Consider the following 17,925-nt stretch of genomic DNA (forward strand, 5'->3'; position numbering starts at 1 on the left):
TCGTTGCGCGTGTCGATAATCGCCTTGGTCGCGCGAGACCACCGCCCCGAAGGGCCAATGGGCGACGGATGCGAGAGAGCGTCGGGCTTCTGACATGCCCCGGCCGCGCTCCGCACATGGCGGGGCGCGGCTGGCGGGGCGCGGCCGGCGGGGCGCGGCCGACGAGGACTCAGGCGGTCAGTTGACGCGCGCCGCGTCGGATCCCGGCGGGAGGCCGAGCAGGCGGCGCTTCCTTCGCAGGGCGGCCCGGAGCAGCGTCCGCCGGTAGCCCGGATAGGACAGGAACCCCGCCGCCCAGGACAGGTGCATGGTCACGGCCGCCGGGCCGCTCATGACCAGGACGGGTTCCCGCGCCTTCAGCGCGAGGGCGAGGCCGCTCAGGACGCAGCCCCCGGCATAGAGCAGCAGCGGGATCAGCAGGGCGGGCATCAGGGCCGCCAGCGGCAGGGCCGCGACGGCGTAGAGCAGGACCAGGGCCGGCAGGATCTGGCGGGCGCGCGGCAGGCTGGCGTGCTTCTCGAGGGTCCGCGCGCAGCCGCGCCCGTAGTGGAGGTACTGCCGGGCGAGGCTGCGGAGGCAGGCGCGCGGGAAGTACGTGATGGCGAGCTCGGCGGCGAGGTAGATCCGCCCGCCCGCCGCGCAGAGCCGCCGGTCGAGTTCGGCATCCTCGTTGTGGGTGAAGGTCTCGTCGTAGCCGCCGACCCGCAGGAACTCGCGCCGGTCGAAGGCCGCGTGGTGGCCGTGGGCGACGTAGCCCGAGATGCCGCCCTGCCGGTGGGCCGAGCCGCCGTTGCCGAGGCGGCTGTTCTGCGCCGCCGCGATCGCCCTCTGCAGCGGCGTGACCCCGACGGTCCGGAGCGGCACGACCACAGAGACGGCCTGGCGCAGGCGCATCGTGCCGACGAGGTTCTGCACGAATCCCTTCGGATAGACGGCGTGGCAATCGGCGCGGACGAGGTAGGCGGAGGCGGGATGCGCCAGTCGCGCGGCGAGGTTGATCGCCGCCGCCTGGATGCGGCGCTCGTTGTGGACGAGCCGGATGCGGGGGTCGCGGGCGCTCAGGGCGGCGACGATCGCGCAGGTGTCGTCGCGACTGCCGCCGTCCAGCACCAGCAGCTCGCAGGCGATGGCGTCCCGGTCGGGCAGCACCGACGCGATGGCGTCGGCGATGTGCGCGGCCTCGTTCAGGGCCGGCATGGCGATCGTCACGAGCGGAGCGCCGGTGGCGCTCACGGGGTCCTGCATGGCGGTTCTCCCGAAACCTGGTCCCGGTCGCCGGCCGATGAGGGCCGGTCGTCCCGGACGGGGACCGACGCCGCGTGCGGCGCGCCCCCGAGGTCTCATTTGTCGTGATTGGCTACGATTACGGTCGTTGATCACAACCACCACTTCAGTCGGCCGGACCGATACGACGAAAGGTGTAATTCGGACCGCCGCACCGCGATGATAGCCCGTTCCGGCGGGACGACCGGGCGGCACGACTTCCGATTCGCACCGGGTCCCCGAGCTCGACCACGGGCTCAGAGCGTCATGCGGGACCGCCTCGAATGATGAAATCTTTGGATGCGCTTGCCCTCGGCACGCCGGAACGCGGGCCGACCGAACAGCGGACCGACCCGTCGACGCTGCGGGTGACCGAGATCGCGCCCGACGACCGGATCGTCGCCTTCGACGCGGTCGGCCTCTGGCAGTATCGCGACCTGCTGCGCGTCCTGATCCTGCGGGACCTGAAGGTGCTCTACCGGCAGACCGCCATGGGCGCCTCCTGGGCGATCGCGCAGCCGCTCTTCACCGTCCTGATCTTCACGGTGATCTTCGGCCACTTCGCCAAGATCCCCACCGACGGCGCCCCCTACGCACTCTTCGCCGGCAGCGCGGTCGTCCTGTGGACGTACTTCTCCGAGGCGGTGCGGCGCAGCGCCAACGGCCTCGTGGCGGAGGCCGAGCTGATCCGGAAGATCTACTTCCCGCGGCTGGTCATCCCGCTGGCGACGGTGGTGTCGCCGATGGTCGACTTCGCCATCGCGCTCGGCGTGCTGCTGGCCCTTATGGCCTGGTACGGGGCGGTGCCGGACTGGCACCTCGTGCTGGCCGTCCCGACCCTGATCGTGACGGCGATGCTCGCCCTCGGGGTGAGCCTCTGGCTCGGGCCGATCAACGTCCGCTTCCGGGACATCAAGCACACGCTGCCGTTCGTGATCCAGATCTGGATGTACGCCTCGCCGATCGTCTACGCGTCGAGCATCGTGCCCGCCTCGGTGCGCTGGATCTACGCGCTCAACCCGATGGTCGGCCTGATCGAGGCGTTCCGGTTCGCCATCCTGGGCGGCACGCCGCCCGACGCCTTCGCGGTCGCCGTCTCGGTCACGGCCGCCTTCGCCCTGCTCATCAGCGGACTGATCTTCTTCCAGCGCATGGAGCGCTCCTTCGCGGATGTAATCTGATGTCGATGGCAATCAGCGTTCAGGATATCGGCAAGCAGTACTGGCGCGCCCCCCGCGCCGCCCACCAGAACTCGCTGCGCGACGCGCTCAGCGAGGGCGTCCGCGGCCTGGTGACCCGCCGCGCGGCGGCGCGCCCGTCGCAGGAGAGCTTCTGGGCGCTGAAGGAGGTCAGCTTCGGCATCCGGCACGGCGAGAATGTCGGCATCATCGGCCTCAACGGCGCCGGCAAGAGCACGCTCCTCAAGCTCCTGTCGCGGATCGCCGCGCCGACCACCGGCCGGATCCGCCTCGAGGGCCGGGTCGGGGCCCTGCTCGAGGTCGGCACCGGTTTCCACCGGGAGCTGACCGGCCGCGAGAACATCTTCCTCTACGGCTCGATCCTCGGGATGGACCGTCGGGAGATCGCCGCGAAGTTCGACGCGATCGTCGCCTTCTCGGAGATCGGCGACTTCATCGACATGCCGGTGAAGCGCTATTCCAGCGGCATGTATGTCCGGCTGGCCTTCTCGGTCGCCGCGCATCTCGAGCCCGACATCCTGCTCCTCGACGAGGTGCTGGCGGTGGGCGACTACACCTTCCAGCGCAAGTGCATGGACTTCGCCCGGCGCCTCCAGGGCAAGGGTTCGACGATCCTGCTGGTCTCGCACAACATGTTCAGCATCAAGACCATGTGCGAGCGGGTGATCTACATCAAGGGCGGCCGCGTCGCCTATGACGGCCCCACCGACGAGGGCCTGACCCACTACGAGCGGGACAGCTACCTCGCCGACACCGCGTGGTTCCGCCCCGACACCGGCGACCTGCCGGTCCGGATCAGCGACGTGACGATCGCCGACGAATCCGGCGCGCCGCGGACGCTGTTCCGCCACGGCGAGCGGATGCGGATCCGAGCCCGCTACAGCGCCGCCGAGCCGATCGCCGACCCGCACGTCCTGTTCTCGATCACCCGGTCCGACGAGCTGCTCTGCTGCAATTTCAGCACCCAGGCGGACGGCACCGGCCTGACCGCCCTCGCGGGCGAGGGTGAGGTGGAGCTGCTGACGCCGCCGCTGACCCTGACCGCCGACACCTACACGGTCTCGATGGTGGTCCGGCAGCGCGGCTTCGAGCGGCTCCTCGCGGCCAAGATCGGCGGCCGCTTCCACATCGAGCACCCCGTCTTCGCGCCGGACGTCTTCGGCGTGTTCCACGAGGCGGGGACCTGGACAACGAACGGCGCCGCGTCGCAGCGCTGAGGCCCGGAGGGCGTGATGGTCAAAGGCGCGTTTGAACCCGTCCGTGACGGCGACGGGGAACCCGCGGGCGGGACGGCGTCCCGCGCCGGGCGGATCCGGTCGAACTTCGCGGCCTTCGATGCCCGGGTGCGGCACGCGGAGCGTCTCGCGGCGGCCGGCAACCATGCTGGCGCGGCCGTCGAGACCGCCATCGCGGCGACCCTGGCGGCGCACCGGCACTGCGGCGTGTTCGCGAGCCCGCGCCTCGAACGGTTGATGACCGGGATCGGCCGGACCCTCGACGGCGGCGGCCCGGACGGCGCGCGGGCCGACGGGGCTCCGTACCGGCGGGTCCTCCACGTCTGCACGCAGCTCGCCCCGGTGGGCGGCCTCACCAAGATGCTCGCGCTCTGGATCGGCGCCGACCGCAACCGGGTCAACGGCGTCGCCCTGACCCAGCATCGCGGCCCGGTCGACGGGCGGATCACGGCCGCGGTGCGCGAGAGCGGCGGCGGGATCCACCACCTGAACCACCACAAGGGCGACAAGCTCGCCTGGGCGCGGGAGCTGCGCCAGATCGCGCGCGGCTACGACGTCGTCGTCCTGCACATCCACTGCGAGGACGTGGTCCCGCTGATCGCCTTCGCGGATCCGGCGAAGAGCCCGCCGGTCCTGCTCCTCAACCACGCCGACCACCTGTTCTGGATCGGGACGCGGATCAGCCACGCGGTGATCAACCTGCGCGAGGCCGCGCGCCGGCTCGCCGTCACGCGGCGCGGCGTCGATCCGGCCCGCAGCCTCCTGCTGCCGACCCTGATCACCCTGCCCGAGCGCCAGCGCGCCCGCAGCGCGGCCAAGCAGGCCCTGGGCGTCCCGGAGGACAGCGTCCTCCTGGTCTCGGTGGCCCGGGGGGCCAAGTACCGCAACGTCGGGCCGGTCACCTACGCGGATCGCCACGTCGACCTCCTCGCGGCGCATCCGCGGGCCCGGCTCATCGTGGTCGGCCCCGGCGAGCGGGCCGACTGGGAACGGGCCCGGGCCGCCACCGGCGGGCGCATCACGGCCCATCCCGAGCTGTCGGACCCGCGGGTCTTCTTCGAGGCGGCCGACATCTACGTCGATTCCTACCCGTTCGTGTCGTCGACCTCGATGCTGGAGGCCGCCGCCTACGGGCTGCCGCTGGTCACGCGGTTCGAGGCCCCCGCGGCGGCGGAGATCGTGGCGATCAACCATCCGGGGCTCGACGTCACGGCCCGGGTCGCCCACGACCAGGCCGCCTACGAGGCCCACCTCACGGCGCTCATCACCGACGCCGCGGCGCGGGACACCGCGGGCGCCGAGAGCGCCGCCGCGGTCGCGGGCCTCTACGCGCCGGCCGCCTGGCTGGCGGGACTCGACGCGATCTACGCGCAGGCGCTGGCCCTGCCCCGCCTGCCCCCGGAGGCCGGCGCGCCCGGCCCGGCCGAGGCGCCCCATCTCGGCGAGCCCGACCTGCGCCACCAGGACATGTTCGGCTCGGACTTCCCCGTGTCGGAGATGACCAAGAACTACATCGGCATGCTGCCGCTGCGCCAGCGCGTCGCCTCCTGGCTGGCCCTGCGCCGCGCCGGCGACTTCTCCGGCCTCTGGGAGCCGGTGCGGCTTCTCCTCCCGGAATGGCTGGTCCGCAACGTGAAGGATCGGTTCGGCCCGCTGCGGCTCCGGGCGCAGATCCCCGGCGCCTGAGGCCGCCCCCGGGCCCGGGTGGCCGCGGATCGGTCACGCCGGACGGCGCGCGTCGCGGGAGGCCGGGTCGCCCGCCCGCGCCTCCACAGCCCTCACTGGTCTGCGTGACGAAGGCCCGCGCGCCGCCGCAGGGGCGGCGGAGCCGCCAGGACCGCGCGGAATCCTGGGCGGCCCGCCGAACACCACAGGGACAGCGCGAGCGCGCTCCGCGGCGCGGGCCCCTGGAGGGTCCGCGCCGCGGAGCGACAGCCTTGTCGGGCTCAGCGCGTCTTCGGGTCGGCGGTCAGCGGCCGCGCGGCCGCCCCGGCGGCCAGCGCCAGCAGGGCCGCGCGCACGCGCGTCGGCCGGAAGGCCTGCCGGATCGCCCGGTGCGGCATCAGGCGGACAGCCGTGAGGAACGCCCCCGCGGCGGCGCGGCGATCGCCGCGGGCCATGTGGGCCTCGGTGGCGTCCAGCAGGGCGTCGTAGTAGCCCTGCACAGTCCCGAAATAGAGCCGCAGGGCCGCGAGACGCGAGACGCCGAGCGCCGGCGCGTGGCGTCGGAAGACGAGGCGGGTGAAGTGGATCCGGCGGGCGATCAGGCGGTCGAAGGTCCCGGCCGGACGCTGCCGGAAATGCACGCAGGGCGCGGCGACGAAGCCGACGCCGTGGCCGCGGACGGCGCGCAGCTGCCAGTCCCAGTCCTGATCGCCGAGCAGGGCCTCGTCGAACAGGCCGATCGCGTCCACGACGGTCCGGCGCACCACCGTCGCCCCGATCTGCGGGAAGTAGCCGCTCAGCATGCGGCGCAGCAGCGCGCCCTTGTCGGTCGGAAGTTCCGGCGGCCAGGGGCCGTAGGTCGGCACGAGGTCGTGGTCGGCGGTGACGATCTGCCCGAACACGACCCCGAGCTCCGGATCGGCCTCGAACAGGCGCAGATGCTCCCGGATATGCGCCGGCTGCCAGACGTCGTCGTCGTCGAGGAACGCCACGTAGGGCGCGCTCGCCCGGGTCAGGCCGGCATTGCGGGCCGCGCCGGCGCCGGGCCGGTCGACGGGGACGTGGATCGCGCCGAACGCGGCGGCGACCTCGGCGGCGGGGCCCGCCGCGCCGTTGTCGCCGACGATGATCTCGAAGGCGAGGTCGGGGCCCTCCAGTGCGCGGATGCTCGCCATGGCCTCGCGCAGGAAGGCGGGCCGGTTGCAGGTGGGCACCACGACGGAGACGCGGCGCTGCGCGGGTCGGTTCATACCCACTCCTCCCAGGCGTCGTAGGCGCCCCGGAGCAGGGCACCGAAGACGAGATCGTTGTCGAACTGCGTGACGAAGCTGCGCGCCACGGTTCCGGCGGGACGGGTCTCCACCGCCTGCGCGTAGACGATCCGGTAGCCCGCCTCCCGGGCCGCGTGGGTGGCCGCCCGCGTCCAGTTCGCCGACTGCCCCAGGGGGATCGCGAAGGAGTCGGGCAGGACGCCGAGGCGGGCCCCGATGGCGCGCCGGGATTCCTCCAGCTCCTCGGCCGCCTCTTCCGCGCTGAGGCGCCCGAAATCCGGGTGGGTCACGGAATGGCTGCCGATCTCGACCCCGTTGGCCGCGAGCGCCTCGATGGCGCGCCAGCCCAGGATGCCCGGCGGCGCGCTCTCGGGCCGGTCGAGCCAGCCCGACACGATGAACAGGGTCCAGGGGATCCCGAGATCGCTGAGGACCGGCGCCGCCCCGCTGAGGACGCTGCGCCAGCCGTCGTCGAAGGTGATGGCGAGATCCCGCGCGCCGCCGCGCCCGTCGGCGATCGTGGCCGCCGGCACGAAGCGGTAGCCGAGGCTGAGGGCGCGCTCGAGCTGGTGGCGGAAGCGCGCGGGAGAGACGTCGTTGACGCCGCATTCCGACTGGCCGACCGAGTGGTAGCAGAGGATGCGGCCGCCCGGCGCCGGGCGCCGGATCCGGGCGAGGGCGAGCGTCGTGCGCTCGCAGGCCATCCGGGCGGCGGCGACGCGCGGGCGCGTCAGGCCGACCGTCCGGGCGAGGCTCTTGACCGGTGCGGGGATCATCGCAGGGCGTCGCGCAGGCCGTCGACGACCTGGTCCTGCTCCGCCTCCGTCATCGCCGCGTAGAGCGGCAGCAGGATCGCGTGGTCGCGCGCCCGCTCGGATTCGGGCAGCGCGAACCGCCGCGGCGCCTCCGCGTAGGGCGGCTCCAGATGCGCGCACATGATGCCCCGGCGGGTGGCGATGCCCCGGTCGAGCATCGCCTGCATGACCGCCTGCTGGTCCGCGTCGTCCGGGAGGCGGACGCAGTAGCTCTGCCAGTTGCTGCGCAGCCCCATCGGCTCAAGCGGCGGCGTCACCCCGGGGAGGTCGGCCAGCCGCGCGCGGTAGCCGTCGGCGAGGTTGCGGCGCCGGGCGATCAGGTCGGGCAGCCGCTTCAGCTGCTCCCGGCCGATGGCCGCCTGCACGTCCGTCATCCGGTAGTTGAAGCCCGCGATGGAGTACGCCTCGACCACCACCTTGGCGCTGCCGTGGCGGGCGATGTCGGAGACGCTCATCCCGTGCTGGCGCAGCAGCCGGAAGGTCCGGTCCCACGCGGCGTTGGCGGTGGTGATCATGCCGCCGTCGCCGGTGGTCAGCACCTTGCGCGGGTGGAACGAGAAGCAGGCGATGTCGCCCGCCGGGCTGCCGATCGGCCGCCAGACGTCGCCCTGGAGCCGCTCGGAGCCGATGGCGCAGGCGGCGTCCTCGATCACCGGGATGCCGGAGCGGCGCCCGATCGCGGCGATCGCCTCCAGGTCGCAGGGCATGCCCATCTGGTGGACGCAGACGATCGCCTTCGTCTTCTCGGTGATCGCCGCCGCGGCGGCGTCCGGGGCCATGTTGTAGGTCGCCGGGTCGATGTCGACGAAGATCGGCGTCGCCCCGCACTGGGCGATGGCGTTGGCGGTGGCGATGAAGCTGTGGCTCACCGTCACCACCTCGTCGCCGGGGCCGACCCCGGCGGCGAGCAGGGCGAGATGCAGCGCGGTGGTGCAGTTCGAGACCGCGCAGGCGTGGGGCGCGCCGACGATCGCGGCGAACTCCGTCTCGAAGGCCGCGACCTGCGGCCCCTGGGTCAGCCATCCGGAGCGGACGACGGCGGCGGCGGCCTCGGCCTCGGGGGCGCCGACTTCGGGCTTGGCGATCGGGATCATGCGAGCGCCCGCCGCAGGTGGTCCGAGCGGGACTCGTCCTGCCACCAGGCGACAAGGTCGGCGAGGCCCTCGGCCGCCCCGATCTTCGCCTCGAAGCCGATCAGCTCCTTGGCGAGGCTCGTGTCGCAGAGGCGCCGGGGCACCGGGTTCACGGCCCGCTCGGCCTCGTGGACCAGCGGCGTGCCGTCCCGGCCCATGATCCGGGTGAGGTGGCCGGCGAGGTCGACCAGCGAGGTCTCGACGCCGGTGCCGACGTTGAGCACCACGTCGGTGGCGGGCGAGATCGCCGACAGGATGTTGGCCCGGGCGATGTCGCGGACATGGACGAGGTCCATGGTCTGCAGGCCGTCGCCGAACACGATCGGCGACTGGCCCTCGGCCAGGCGCTGCATCCAGCGGACCATGACCTCGGTGTAGCGGCCGGTCAGGTCCATCCGCGGACCGTAGGCGTTGAAGTACCGGAGCGCCACGTAGTCGAGCCCGTGCATGTCGTTGAACGAGCGCAGGAGGCCCTCGCCGAAGGACTTGGCGGCGCCGTACAGGGTCCGGTTGTCGTAGGGGTGGTGCTTCTCGGTCGTCGGGAAGACCTCCGCCATCCCGTAGACCGATGCCGAGGAGGCCATCACGACCTTGGCGACGCCGGCCTCGACGCAGCTCTCCAGCAGGTTGAAGGTCGCGGCGGCCATCACCTCGAAGGCGTGGCGGGGCTCCGCGGCGCACTGCGTGATCCGGAGGGCCGCCTGGTGGAACACCACGTCGGTGCCCTTGACCAGCGTGTCCATCAGGGCGCGGTCGCGGATGTCGCCCTGGACGAGGCGGACGCGGCCGGAGCCGAGGGCGTCCCCGAGGTTCTCGGGGCGGCCGCGGATCATGTTGTCGATGGCCACGATCTCGTCGCAGCCGGCCTCGACCAGCAGGTCGATGATGTGGGAGCCGATGAAGCCCGATCCGCCCGTGACCAGGATCCGGGTCCCGCGCAGGTCGCCGCTGAACCGGCTTCCCTTGGTGACCTCACGCAGCTTGGGCATCGGCGACCTCGCAGTAGCTGGCGACGGCCCGGCAGACAGTGTCGATCTGCGCGGACGTCATCTCGGGGAACATCGGGAGGGACAGGGTCCGGGCGGCCAGCCGCTCGGTGACCGGCAGGCGGCCGGCACCGTCGTCGAGGTGGCTGTAAGCGGGCTGCCGGTGGACCGGGACGGGGTAGTGGATGCCGGTGGCGATACCGGCCGCGTTGAGGTACTGGCGCAGCCCCTCGCGGTCCGCCGTCGACACGGCGTAGACGTGGAACACGTGGTCGAGGCCGGCGGGGGCCGGAAGCTCCAGGCCGAGGCCCGCGAGCCGCGCCCCGTACTCCGCCGCCACCGCCTGGCGGGCGCGGGTCCAGCCCTCCAAGTGCGGGAGCTTGACCCCCAGCACCGCGCCCTGGACGCCGTCCATGCGCAGGTTGAAGCCGTGGCGGACGTGGTTGTACTTGCCCTGCTGGCCCCAGTCGCGCAGGCAGCGGGCCGCCTCGGCGAGGTCGTCCCGGTCCGTGACGATGGCGCCGCCCTCGCCGTAGGCCCCGAGATTCTTGCCGGGATAGAAGCTGAAGCAGCCGAGATCCCCGATCGTGCCGGCCTTGCGGCCGCCGCGCTCGGCGAGATGCGCCTGGGCGGCGTCCTCGACGAGGGCGATCCCGTGGCGCCGGGCGATGGCGCCGAGCGCGTCGAGATCGGCCATCCGGCCGTGCAGGTGCACCGGCAGGATCGCCTTGGTGCGGGGCGTGATCGCCGCCTCGACCAGGGCCGGGTCCATGGTCCAGTCGACCGGGTCGATGTCGACGAGGACCGGAGTGGCGCCGGCGTACAGCACCGCCGCCACCGTCGCCACGAAGGTCGACGAGACCGTGATCACCTCGTCGCCCGGACCGATGTCGAGGGCGAGGAGGGCGAGGTGCAGGGCCGCGGTGCCGCTGCTGACGGCGACCGCGTGGCGGGCGCCGCAGGCTTCGGCGAAGGCCGCCTCGAAGGCGCTGACCGCCGGGCCGAGGACGAAGTCGCCGCTGCGCAGGACGTTGAGGACCGCGGTCTCGACGTCGCCGCCGATCGCCGCGTACTGCGCCTTGAGGTCGAGGAATGGGATCACGAGGCCCTCGCAAGTGGCATGAGGTCGATGGGGGTGCCGTTCTGGCGCAGGGAGCGCATGGCGGCTTCGAGCATCTCGACGACGCGCAGGCCGCTGTGGCCGTCGGTCATGGGCGCGGTGCCGTTCTCGATGGAGTCGGCGAAGTGCTCGATCTCGACGATCAGCGCCTCGCGGAAGGACAGGTGCGGCGACCACATGTCGCCGGTCCGGTAGGAGACCATCAGCTCGGTGATGTCGTCCGAGCCGCCGCCGACCGTGACGCCGCGGTCGTAGACCTTGACCTTCTCGATCGGGTCGAGGTCGTTGTAGACGATCATCTTCTTGCTGCCGCCGATCAGCGTCTGCCGCACCTTCACGGGCGCGAGCCAGTTGACGTTGATCTGCGCGACGACGCCGCGCGGGTAGAAGACGGTCAGGTGGGCCATGTTCTCGGGGCGGCCGCTGAAATGGCCGGTGCCGCTCGCCGAGATCGCCACCGGGGCGAGGTCCAGGATGTGGTCGAGGATCGCGAGGTCGTGGACCGCCAGGTCCCAGATCACGTTCACGTCGCGCTGGAACAGGCCGAGGTTCACCCGGGTCGAGTCGTAGTAGAACACGTCGCCGATGGCGTCGGTCGTGATGAGTTCGTGGATCTTCTCGACCGCGCCCGTGTAGACGAAGGTGTGGTCCACCATCAGCCGCAGGTTGCGCTTGGCCGCCTCCTCGATCAGCAGCCGGGCCTCGAAGGCCGAGGGCGTGATCGGCTTCTCGATGAAGACGTGCTTGCCGGCCCGCAGCGCGTTGATGGCGATCTCGAAGTGCGAGCTCACCGGCGTCGCCACCATGACGGCGTCGATCGCGGGATCGGCCACGAGGTCGCGCCAGTCCTGATGGAGCTGGACGGCGGGGTAGCGCTTGCCGGCCCGGCCGAGCGCGGCGGGCGACTGGTCGGCGATGGCCACCAGCTGGCAGCGCTCGCTCTCCGAGGTGCACCGGGCGAGGTTCGGCCCCCAGTAGCCGTATCCGACGATACCGATCGAGATCATGACTGCATTCCCCTCAAGCAACCTGCAGAGGCTCGGCCGGCTCGGGCCGCGGCGACTGGACGGAACGGGCGCGCGCGGCGCTCTCGGCGCGCTTGGTGCGGGTGTCGCCGACGACCCGCGCGGGGCATCCGGCGACGATGGCGAAGGCCGGGACGTCCCGGGTGACGACGGCACCGGCGCCGACCAGGGCGCCCTCGCCGATGGTGATCCCCGCCACGATGGTGGCGTTGGAGCCGATGGAGGCGCGGGCCTCGACCACGGTCTCGACGAGCTCCCACTCGCCGTCCCGCTTCAGGCTCCCGTCCGCGTTGGTGGCCTCCGGGTAGAGCTCGTTGGTGAAGACCACGCCGTGGCCGACGAACACCTCGGCCCCGATCGAGACGCCCGCGCAGATGAAGCTGTGCGAGGAGATCTTGCAGCGCGGGCCGATCCGGCTGCCGCGCTGGATCTCCACGAAGGGGCCGATGCGCGAACCGCTTTCGATTCGACATCCATAAATATTGACTAGATCCGGGTAGAAGATCCCCACATCCGCCCCAATATCTGCATCGGTAATCGGCATACCCGCCGCTCCTTCCGCCGAACTTCTGTGCGTCAAAACTGCACAGAGCTGCGGACGGCCGGGAACCCAGGCTTTCGATGCGGTTCGTCCGTCGAAAGGCGAACGGCGCCCATCCGGTGTGACCCCTCCCCGGCCCGGCGCACCGTTCGGGCCAGGGTGCCTACGTCGAAAGGCGAAGCCCCCGCCCCGGCAAGGATGCCCGCGCCCGCCATTTGGAGGAGTCCCGGCTGGCTCGGCCGTTACGCATCATGCCGTCTCAGCCCTCATGAGCCCGTGAGGCCGGCGCGGTCCTGCCGCTCGACCGCCGCGCCCGGGTTCCGAGGGCGAGCCTTAAGGGGACGATGCGTGTCGAAGATGTCGACGAAGACCGCGGCAACCCGCGCCACCGCCCGCGCCGGCCGCGCCGGTCTCGCGGCGTGCCTGCTCGCCGTGTCGGCGCTGCCGGCGGCCGCGGAGTACCGCATCGGGCCCGGCGACACGATCGAGGTCACGGCCCTCAGCATCCCGACCTTCAAGCAGGAGGCGACGGTCTCCACCGACGGCACCGTCATGGTCCCGCTGCTCGGGGACGTGCCGGCCGCCGGGCTCACCGTCGCGGAGCTGCGCCAGAGCCTGCAGAAGTCGCTGCCCGCCAAGGCGGTGCGGCAGCGCAACTCCGAGGGCAAGGAATCGATCGCCGTGCTCGAGCCCGACGAGATCGGGGTGCGGATCTCGAAGTACCAGCCGGTCTACCTGAGCGGCGACGTGACCAAGCAGGGCGAGCACCCGTTCCATCCGGGCATGACCGTGCGGCAGGCCATCGCCCTGGCGGGCGGCTACAACCTCCTGCGGTTCAGGATGGAGAACCCCGTCGTCGAGACGGCGAACCTGCGCGCCGAGTACGACAGCACCTGGGCGAGCATCCAGCGGGAATCCGCCACGATCTGGCGCCTGAAGGCGGTCGTCGCCGCGTCGCGGGGCGACAAGTCCCCGCCGCCGGCGGACGTCGCCCCGGGCAGCCGCGCGACCCCGGCGCAGAAGCTCGCCGAGCAGCAGCTCCGGGTGCAGATGACCGACATCGCCAAGGAGAAGGACCACCTGCAGCGCTCCCTCAACCGGACGCAGACGCAGTTCACCAGCCTCAGCGATCAGCAGGTCAAGGAGAAGGAGGGCGTCACCGCCGACGCCGAGGATTACGACACCGTGCGGGCGCTCTTCCAGCGCGGCGCCGTGGTCACGACCCGGCTGACCGACGCGCGGCGCGCCGTCCTGCTCTCCTCGACCCGCGCGCTGCAGACGACGGTCCAGCTCACCCAGCTCGAGCGCGACAAGAGCGACGTCGCCCGCAAGCTCGAGCGGGTCGACGACGTGCAGGCCATGGACGCCCTGGAGAAGCTCCAGGTCGCGGAGAACAACCTGGCGACGTACCGGTCGCGCCTGAACAGCATCAACGACAAGCTGGTCTATACCGGCGCCCTCCGGGCGCAGCTCCTGTCCGGAAGCCGCGCGCAGGCGGCGATCGCGGTCTTCCGGCAGAGCGGACCGGCCAAGACGCAGATCGACGCCGCCGAGGACACGGAGCTGCTGCCGGGCGACGTCGTGGAGATCGCGCTCAAGCCGGATCCCGCCATGCGGGGCGTCGGCGACGGGGCCGGCCAGAACTGACCCACCCGCCCCGGCTCGACGCGCCCATCGGGCCGAGCCGGCGTCCCCTTTGACGGATAGCGCCCCGAGGCGGTGACCGCCGCGGTGAGGAGAGATCCATGAACCGACACTCGACCAGCGCGTCCTTCCTGCCGATCGGTGCGACCCGCCCCGGTGGGACCGGAGCCTGGCGCGGCCAGCCCTTCTCGCCCGAGACGGAGTCCCAGGTCTCGATCCTGACCATCGCGCGGCAGAACTGGCGGTCGATCCTGGCCTTCGCCGCCGTCGGGCTGGTCTGCGCCGGGATCTACGTCGCGACGGCGCCGGCCATCTTCACGGCCCGGGCCCGCGTCTACATCGAGAGCCGCTCAAGCCCGGTGACGGCCCGCGACACGCCCAATGCCGGGACGCCGCTCGAGATCGCCGAGGTCGAGAGCCAGGTCGAGTACATCCGCTCGGAGAAGATCGCGCTCGCCGCCGTGCACCGGCTCGACGAGTCGGCCCTGAAGGATCTGGCGGCGCCGACGCACCCGCTCGTCGCGAAGGTCCGGGAGTTCGTGAAGGCCGCCAAGGCGCTCCCCCTCCGGCTGATCGGGGCCGAGCGGCCGGTCCAGGAACCCGCCCCCGTCAGCCCGGACCTGCGCCAGGCACGGACGCTGCGCGAGAACGTCGAGGCCAGCCGCATCGGCGCCGCCTACGTGATCGAGGTCGGCTACAGCGCGGACAATCCCGCCACGGCGGCCGCCGTCGCGAACGCGGTGGCCGGGGCCTATGTCAGCACCGAGCTGGAGAACCGGGCCCAGGTCTGGAAGGTCGCCGGCGAGTGGATGCTGCCGCGCCTGAAGGAACTCCAGCAGCGCGCCAGCCAGGCCTCGCGCGAGGCCCAGACCTACAAGGCCGAGCACACCATCATCGACCTGGGCAAGCGCGGCCTCGTGGGCGAGCAGCAGGTCGAGGAGCTCAACACCGCGGTGGCCGCAGCCCGGTCCAAGACCGTCGACGCCCGCGCGGTGCGCGACCAGATCCGCGGGCTCCTCGATTCCGACATCGCCGATCCGGGGATCACCGAGGCGTTCAAGGACAGCGTCATCATCCAGCTGCGCCGGCAGTACGTCGACCTCGTGCAGCGCGCCGACGACCTGAAGCGCCGCCTCGGCCCCGACCACGAGGCGGTCCAGGCGATCCAGCGGGACATCCTGGCGGCCAAGCAGTCGCTGCGCACCGAGCTCGAGCGCCTCGCCGTGTCCCTCGACCACGATTTCGAGGTCGCCAAGGCGCGCGAGGACAGCATGACGGCGGCCTTCGACGCCCTGATCTCGAAGACGCTGATCATGAGCAACGCCCGCGTCAAGGCGCGGGAGCTCGACCGCACCGCCGAGACCTACGACCAGATCTACACCAACCTGCTCCAGCGCTACATCGACGCCGTCAACCAGCAATCCTATCCGCAGCCCTCCGCCCACGTGATCACGCCAGCGACCGTGCCGGAATCCCCGAGCGCGCCCCGCGGCAGCCTGATCATGCTGCTCGGCCTCCTGGTTGGCACCGGGTTCGGCGTGAGCGGCGCCTTCGCGCGGCACTGGTTCGACCGGACGATCCGCACGCCCCGGCAGCTAACCGGCCACGGCCTGACCTGCCTCGCCGCCCTCCCCGAGCTGCGGCGCGAGCCCGGCTTCCGGGCGGCGCTGGCCCTGGCGCAGGCCCACGCCAACGAGGCGCAGCGTCCGGCCAGCATCGAGGCGTTCCGGGCGAGCGCCGTGCGGTTCATGCCGCAATCGGTGTTCGTCGAGCGCCTGCACAGCCTCAAGGCCCACGTCCTGGGCAGCGACCGCCGCGGCCCGGTCTTCGCGATCGGCGTCACGTCGGTGGGGGCCGGCGCGGGCAAGACCCTGTTCGCGAGCAATCTCGGCCAGCTCCTCGCCCGCGCCCGCGCGAGTTCCGGGCGGGTGCTGATGATCGACGCCGACGTCCGGCAGGGGACGCTCTCGCGGCTCAGCCAGGCCACCGAGCACCGCGGCCTCCTCGACGTGCTCGCCGGCCGCTGCGACGCCACCGAGGCGGTCCGCCCCCAGCCCGGCGAGGTCCGCCTGCTCGCCTGCGGCAACCGCCACCCGAACGATCCCCATTTCAGCGATCTGATGACCCCGGAGGGCGTCGCCGCGGTGCTTGGGGATGGACGCCCCGCCCTCGACCGCCCCGCCCTCGACCGCGTCGTCGTCGACCTGCCCCCGGTGGACGAGCTCCCCACGCTCCGGCCGCTCCTCGACACGCTCGACGGCCTGATCATCGTGGTGGAGGCGGGCCGGACCAGCATCGACGACGTCGCCACCGCCGTGCACGATCTCGAGTCGAGCGGCAGCACCGTCCTGGGCGTCGTGCTCAACAAGACCAACGACGGCCAGACGGTCCGGCGCGGCGGCCTCCGCGGCGCGCTGAGCCGCTGGACCGCGGCCCGGCGCAGCGCCCGCGGCGCGACCCAGGCGGCCTCGTGACCGGCCCGCGCGCCGAAGGCCTCGACCGGGTGGCGGCCTTCGTGCCGGCCCGGGCCGCCCCGACCCCGGCCTTCGCGGTTTCCGCGACCCCGCGCGGCCGCCGCGTCGCCTTCTTCGGGCACGACCGGGCCGAGCCCACGGTCCGGAAGCGGGTCGACGCCATCCGGGACGCCGGCTGGTCGGTCATCGTGTACGCCTTCGAGCGGGACCGCCCCGGCGCGGTGCCGGCCGAGGCCCCGGTGGCCGACGACATCGTCCCCCTCGGCCTGACCGTCGACCGCAACTACGCCCGCCGCCTGCCGCGCCTCGCCGTCGGCATCGCCCGGGCGCTGCGCCGCCGGCGCGACCTGCGCGCGGCGGACGTGATCTACGTGCGCAACCTCGACATGGCCCTCGTGGCCTGGACTGCGGCGCGCCTCGCCGGGAGCCGCGCGCGCCTCGTCTACGAGGTGCTCGACATCCAGCGGCTGATGGTGCGGCCGGACGCGCCGGGACGGATCGCCCGCGCGGTCGAGCGCTGGATCCTCGGCCGCAGCGACCTCCTCGTCGTCAGTGCCCCGGACTTCATCGACCGGTACTTCCGGCCGGTCCAGGGCTTCGCCGGCGCGTGGCACCTCCTCGAGAACAAGGTCATGGGCCACCGCCTCGGCGAGGTGACGACCCGGCTCGACCGCACCCGGACGGCGGAACCGCCCTGGGTGATCGGCTGGTTCGGGACGCTGCGCTGCCGCCGGAGCCTGACGATCCTCGCCGCCATCGCGGACGCCCTCGGCGACTCGGTGCGGATCGTCCTGGCCGGGCGCCTCTCCGAGGAGGACATCGCCCCGCGCGCCCTGGCGGACACGCTGGACGGCCGGCCGAACATGTCGTTCCGCGGCCCCTACGCCAATCCCCGCGACCTTCCGGAGATCTACAGCGGGATCCACTTCAGTTGGGCCGTCGATTACCTCGATGATGGACTGAATTCGGACTGGCTACTGCCGAACCGGCTCTACGAGGGCGGCCTGTGCGGCGCCCTGACGCTGGCGCGCGCCGCGACGGCGACCGGACGCTACGCGGTGTCGGAGCGCCTGGGCTGGGCGTTTCCCGAGCCGCTCGCCGATTCGGTGACGGCGTTCCTGCGGACGCTCACGCCGGAGGCCTACGCGGAGCGACATGCCGGCCTGCTCGGCCGCGACCTCGGCACGTTCGTCGATGTCGGCGGCATGCGCGATCTCCTGGTCCGGCTGGACTAGAGCCGTGCCCGATCGCGTTGCGATCGGGCACGGCTCTAGTCCTTTGTCTTGACGCGCTCTCTCACGCCGAACCGGTATCCACTTCGGCGGAGAGCGCTCTCGATCGCCGCCGCGGCGATTCCGGATCCCGGCAGGGATCCGCCAGTGATTCGCCCGTCGCGTCGGACGGCGCGCGGGGCGGCCTCTCCTCCCGCGGAGCGTGCCGTTTGGTACAGCGCCGCACCGATGAAATCAGTACTCGGACCCCAACAGGGTAAACAACCGAGTACGCATGTTGCCTTTTAGCCTCAGTCAGGTACAGCGGGCCCTCATCCCTCGA

The 17,925-nt window shown here is 72.3% G+C and carries 14 protein-coding genes; 6 read left to right on the top strand and 8 right to left on the bottom strand.

The window, feature by feature from the left end:
• Positions 1–177: 177 nt before the first annotated feature.
• Positions 178–1,245: a glycosyltransferase family 2 protein gene (locus ACQKQD_RS12500; RefSeq protein WP_427508502.1), complete on the bottom strand. Its 1,068-nt coding sequence runs from the start codon at positions 1,243–1,245 to the stop codon at positions 178–180.
• A gap of 305 nt (positions 1,246–1,550) precedes the next feature.
• On the opposite strand from ACQKQD_RS12500, the gene ACQKQD_RS12505 reads away from it, so the two are divergent.
• Genes ACQKQD_RS12505 through ACQKQD_RS12515 form a run of 3 tightly spaced genes read left to right on the top strand, consistent with a single transcriptional unit; the run spans position 1,551 to position 5,383 of the window.
• Positions 1,551–2,444 carry an ABC transporter permease gene (locus tag ACQKQD_RS12505; protein ID WP_234082931.1) on the top strand — a complete coding sequence of 298 codons (894 nt, stop codon included), beginning with the start codon at positions 1,551–1,553 and terminating at the stop codon, positions 2,442–2,444.
• Positions 2,444–3,679, top strand: coding sequence for an ABC transporter ATP-binding protein (locus ACQKQD_RS12510; RefSeq protein ID WP_091675731.1), 1,236 nt, complete (start codon positions 2,444–2,446; stop codon positions 3,677–3,679). Before ACQKQD_RS12505 ends, ACQKQD_RS12510 begins: the two co-directional genes overlap by 1 nt.
• A gap of 15 nt (positions 3,680–3,694) precedes the next feature.
• Positions 3,695–5,383: a glycosyltransferase gene (locus ACQKQD_RS12515; RefSeq protein WP_427508503.1), complete on the top strand. Its 1,689-nt coding sequence runs from the start codon at positions 3,695–3,697 to the stop codon at positions 5,381–5,383.
• A 260-nt stretch (positions 5,384–5,643) separates the two neighbouring features.
• On the opposite strand, the gene ACQKQD_RS12520 is transcribed toward ACQKQD_RS12515, so the two are convergent.
• From ACQKQD_RS12520 to ACQKQD_RS12550, 7 genes are read right to left on the bottom strand one after another with little or no spacing between them, the layout of a single operon-like run.
• Positions 5,644–6,612, bottom strand: a complete 969-nt coding sequence (locus tag ACQKQD_RS12520) for a glycosyltransferase family 2 protein (protein WP_427508504.1) — start codon at positions 6,610–6,612, stop codon at positions 5,644–5,646.
• Positions 6,609–7,409: a polysaccharide deacetylase family protein gene (locus tag ACQKQD_RS12525; protein ID WP_427508505.1), complete on the bottom strand. Its 801-nt coding sequence runs from the start codon at positions 7,407–7,409 to the stop codon at positions 6,609–6,611. Before ACQKQD_RS12525 ends, ACQKQD_RS12520 begins: the two co-directional genes overlap by 4 nt.
• Positions 7,406–8,542 (bottom strand): DegT/DnrJ/EryC1/StrS family aminotransferase, encoded by a 1,137-nt coding sequence (locus ACQKQD_RS12530; RefSeq protein WP_427508506.1) that lies wholly within the window; start codon positions 8,540–8,542, stop codon positions 7,406–7,408. The genes ACQKQD_RS12525 and ACQKQD_RS12530 overlap by 4 nt, the downstream gene beginning before the upstream one ends.
• A complete protein-coding gene (locus ACQKQD_RS12535; protein WP_056524962.1) occupies positions 8,539–9,570 on the bottom strand; it encodes an NAD-dependent epimerase/dehydratase family protein in 1,032 nt (343 codons plus the stop codon). Before ACQKQD_RS12535 ends, ACQKQD_RS12530 begins: the two co-directional genes overlap by 4 nt.
• Complete coding sequence (locus tag ACQKQD_RS12540; RefSeq protein WP_020091187.1) at positions 9,554–10,669, bottom strand: DegT/DnrJ/EryC1/StrS family aminotransferase; 1,116 nt, start codon at positions 10,667–10,669, stop codon at positions 9,554–9,556. The genes ACQKQD_RS12535 and ACQKQD_RS12540 overlap by 17 nt, the downstream gene beginning before the upstream one ends.
• Positions 10,666–11,694 (bottom strand): Gfo/Idh/MocA family protein, encoded by a 1,029-nt coding sequence (locus ACQKQD_RS12545; RefSeq protein WP_020091188.1) that lies wholly within the window; start codon positions 11,692–11,694, stop codon positions 10,666–10,668. The genes ACQKQD_RS12540 and ACQKQD_RS12545 overlap by 4 nt, the downstream gene beginning before the upstream one ends.
• Positions 11,695–11,707: 13 nt before the next feature.
• Positions 11,708–12,256: an acyltransferase gene (locus ACQKQD_RS12550; protein WP_026604627.1), complete on the bottom strand. Its 549-nt coding sequence runs from the start codon at positions 12,254–12,256 to the stop codon at positions 11,708–11,710.
• Between the two features lie 354 nt (positions 12,257–12,610).
• Between ACQKQD_RS12550 and ACQKQD_RS12555 the strand changes: the two genes are divergently transcribed.
• The 3 genes from ACQKQD_RS12555 (at position 12,611) to ACQKQD_RS12565 (ending at position 17,606) form a co-directional block, all read left to right on the top strand.
• On the top strand, positions 12,611–13,900 hold the full coding sequence (locus ACQKQD_RS12555; RefSeq protein ID WP_091980308.1) for a polysaccharide biosynthesis/export family protein: 1,290 nt from the start codon (positions 12,611–12,613) through the stop codon (positions 13,898–13,900).
• 98 nt (positions 13,901–13,998) lie between these two features.
• Positions 13,999–16,371: a GumC family protein gene (locus ACQKQD_RS12560; protein WP_427508507.1), complete on the top strand. Its 2,373-nt coding sequence runs from the start codon at positions 13,999–14,001 to the stop codon at positions 16,369–16,371.
• Positions 16,368–17,606 carry a glycosyltransferase gene (locus tag ACQKQD_RS12565; protein WP_427508508.1) on the top strand — a complete coding sequence of 413 codons (1,239 nt, stop codon included), beginning with the start codon at positions 16,368–16,370 and terminating at the stop codon, positions 17,604–17,606. Before ACQKQD_RS12560 ends, ACQKQD_RS12565 begins: the two co-directional genes overlap by 4 nt.
• Positions 17,607–17,925: the final 319 nt, after the last annotated feature.

This window comes from Methylobacterium sp. NPDC080182 (assembly GCF_050281105.1).
GTDB lineage: Bacteria > Pseudomonadota > Alphaproteobacteria > Rhizobiales > Beijerinckiaceae > Methylobacterium.

Bases quoted from the DNA above. Each gene is read 5' to 3' on its own strand.
- ACQKQD_RS12530 (WP_427508506.1), bottom strand. From the start codon at position 8,542: ATGATCCCGATCGCCAAGCCCGAAGTCGGCGCCCCCGAGGCCGAGGCC.
- ACQKQD_RS12500 (WP_427508502.1), bottom strand. From the start codon at position 1,245: ATGCAGGACCCCGTGAGCGCCACCGGCGCTCCGCTCGTGACGATCGCC.
- ACQKQD_RS12510 (WP_091675731.1), top strand. From the start codon at position 2,444: ATGTCGATGGCAATCAGCGTTCAGGATATCGGCAAGCAGTACTGGCGC.
- ACQKQD_RS12505 (WP_234082931.1), top strand. From the start codon at position 1,551: ATGAAATCTTTGGATGCGCTTGCCCTCGGCACGCCGGAACGCGGGCCG.
- ACQKQD_RS12520 (WP_427508504.1), bottom strand. From the start codon at position 6,612: ATGAACCGACCCGCGCAGCGCCGCGTCTCCGTCGTGGTGCCCACCTGC.
- ACQKQD_RS12535 (WP_056524962.1), bottom strand. From the start codon at position 9,570: ATGCCCAAGCTGCGTGAGGTCACCAAGGGAAGCCGGTTCAGCGGCGAC.
- ACQKQD_RS12560 (WP_427508507.1), top strand. From the start codon at position 13,999: ATGAACCGACACTCGACCAGCGCGTCCTTCCTGCCGATCGGTGCGACC.
- ACQKQD_RS12555 (WP_091980308.1), top strand. From the start codon at position 12,611: ATGTCGACGAAGACCGCGGCAACCCGCGCCACCGCCCGCGCCGGCCGC.
- ACQKQD_RS12525 (WP_427508505.1), bottom strand. From the start codon at position 7,409: ATGATCCCCGCACCGGTCAAGAGCCTCGCCCGGACGGTCGGCCTGACG.
- ACQKQD_RS12545 (WP_020091188.1), bottom strand. From the start codon at position 11,694: ATGATCTCGATCGGTATCGTCGGATACGGCTACTGGGGGCCGAACCTC.
- ACQKQD_RS12515 (WP_427508503.1), top strand. From the start codon at position 3,695: ATGGTCAAAGGCGCGTTTGAACCCGTCCGTGACGGCGACGGGGAACCC.
- ACQKQD_RS12550 (WP_026604627.1), bottom strand. From the start codon at position 12,256: ATGCCGATTACCGATGCAGATATTGGGGCGGATGTGGGGATCTTCTAC.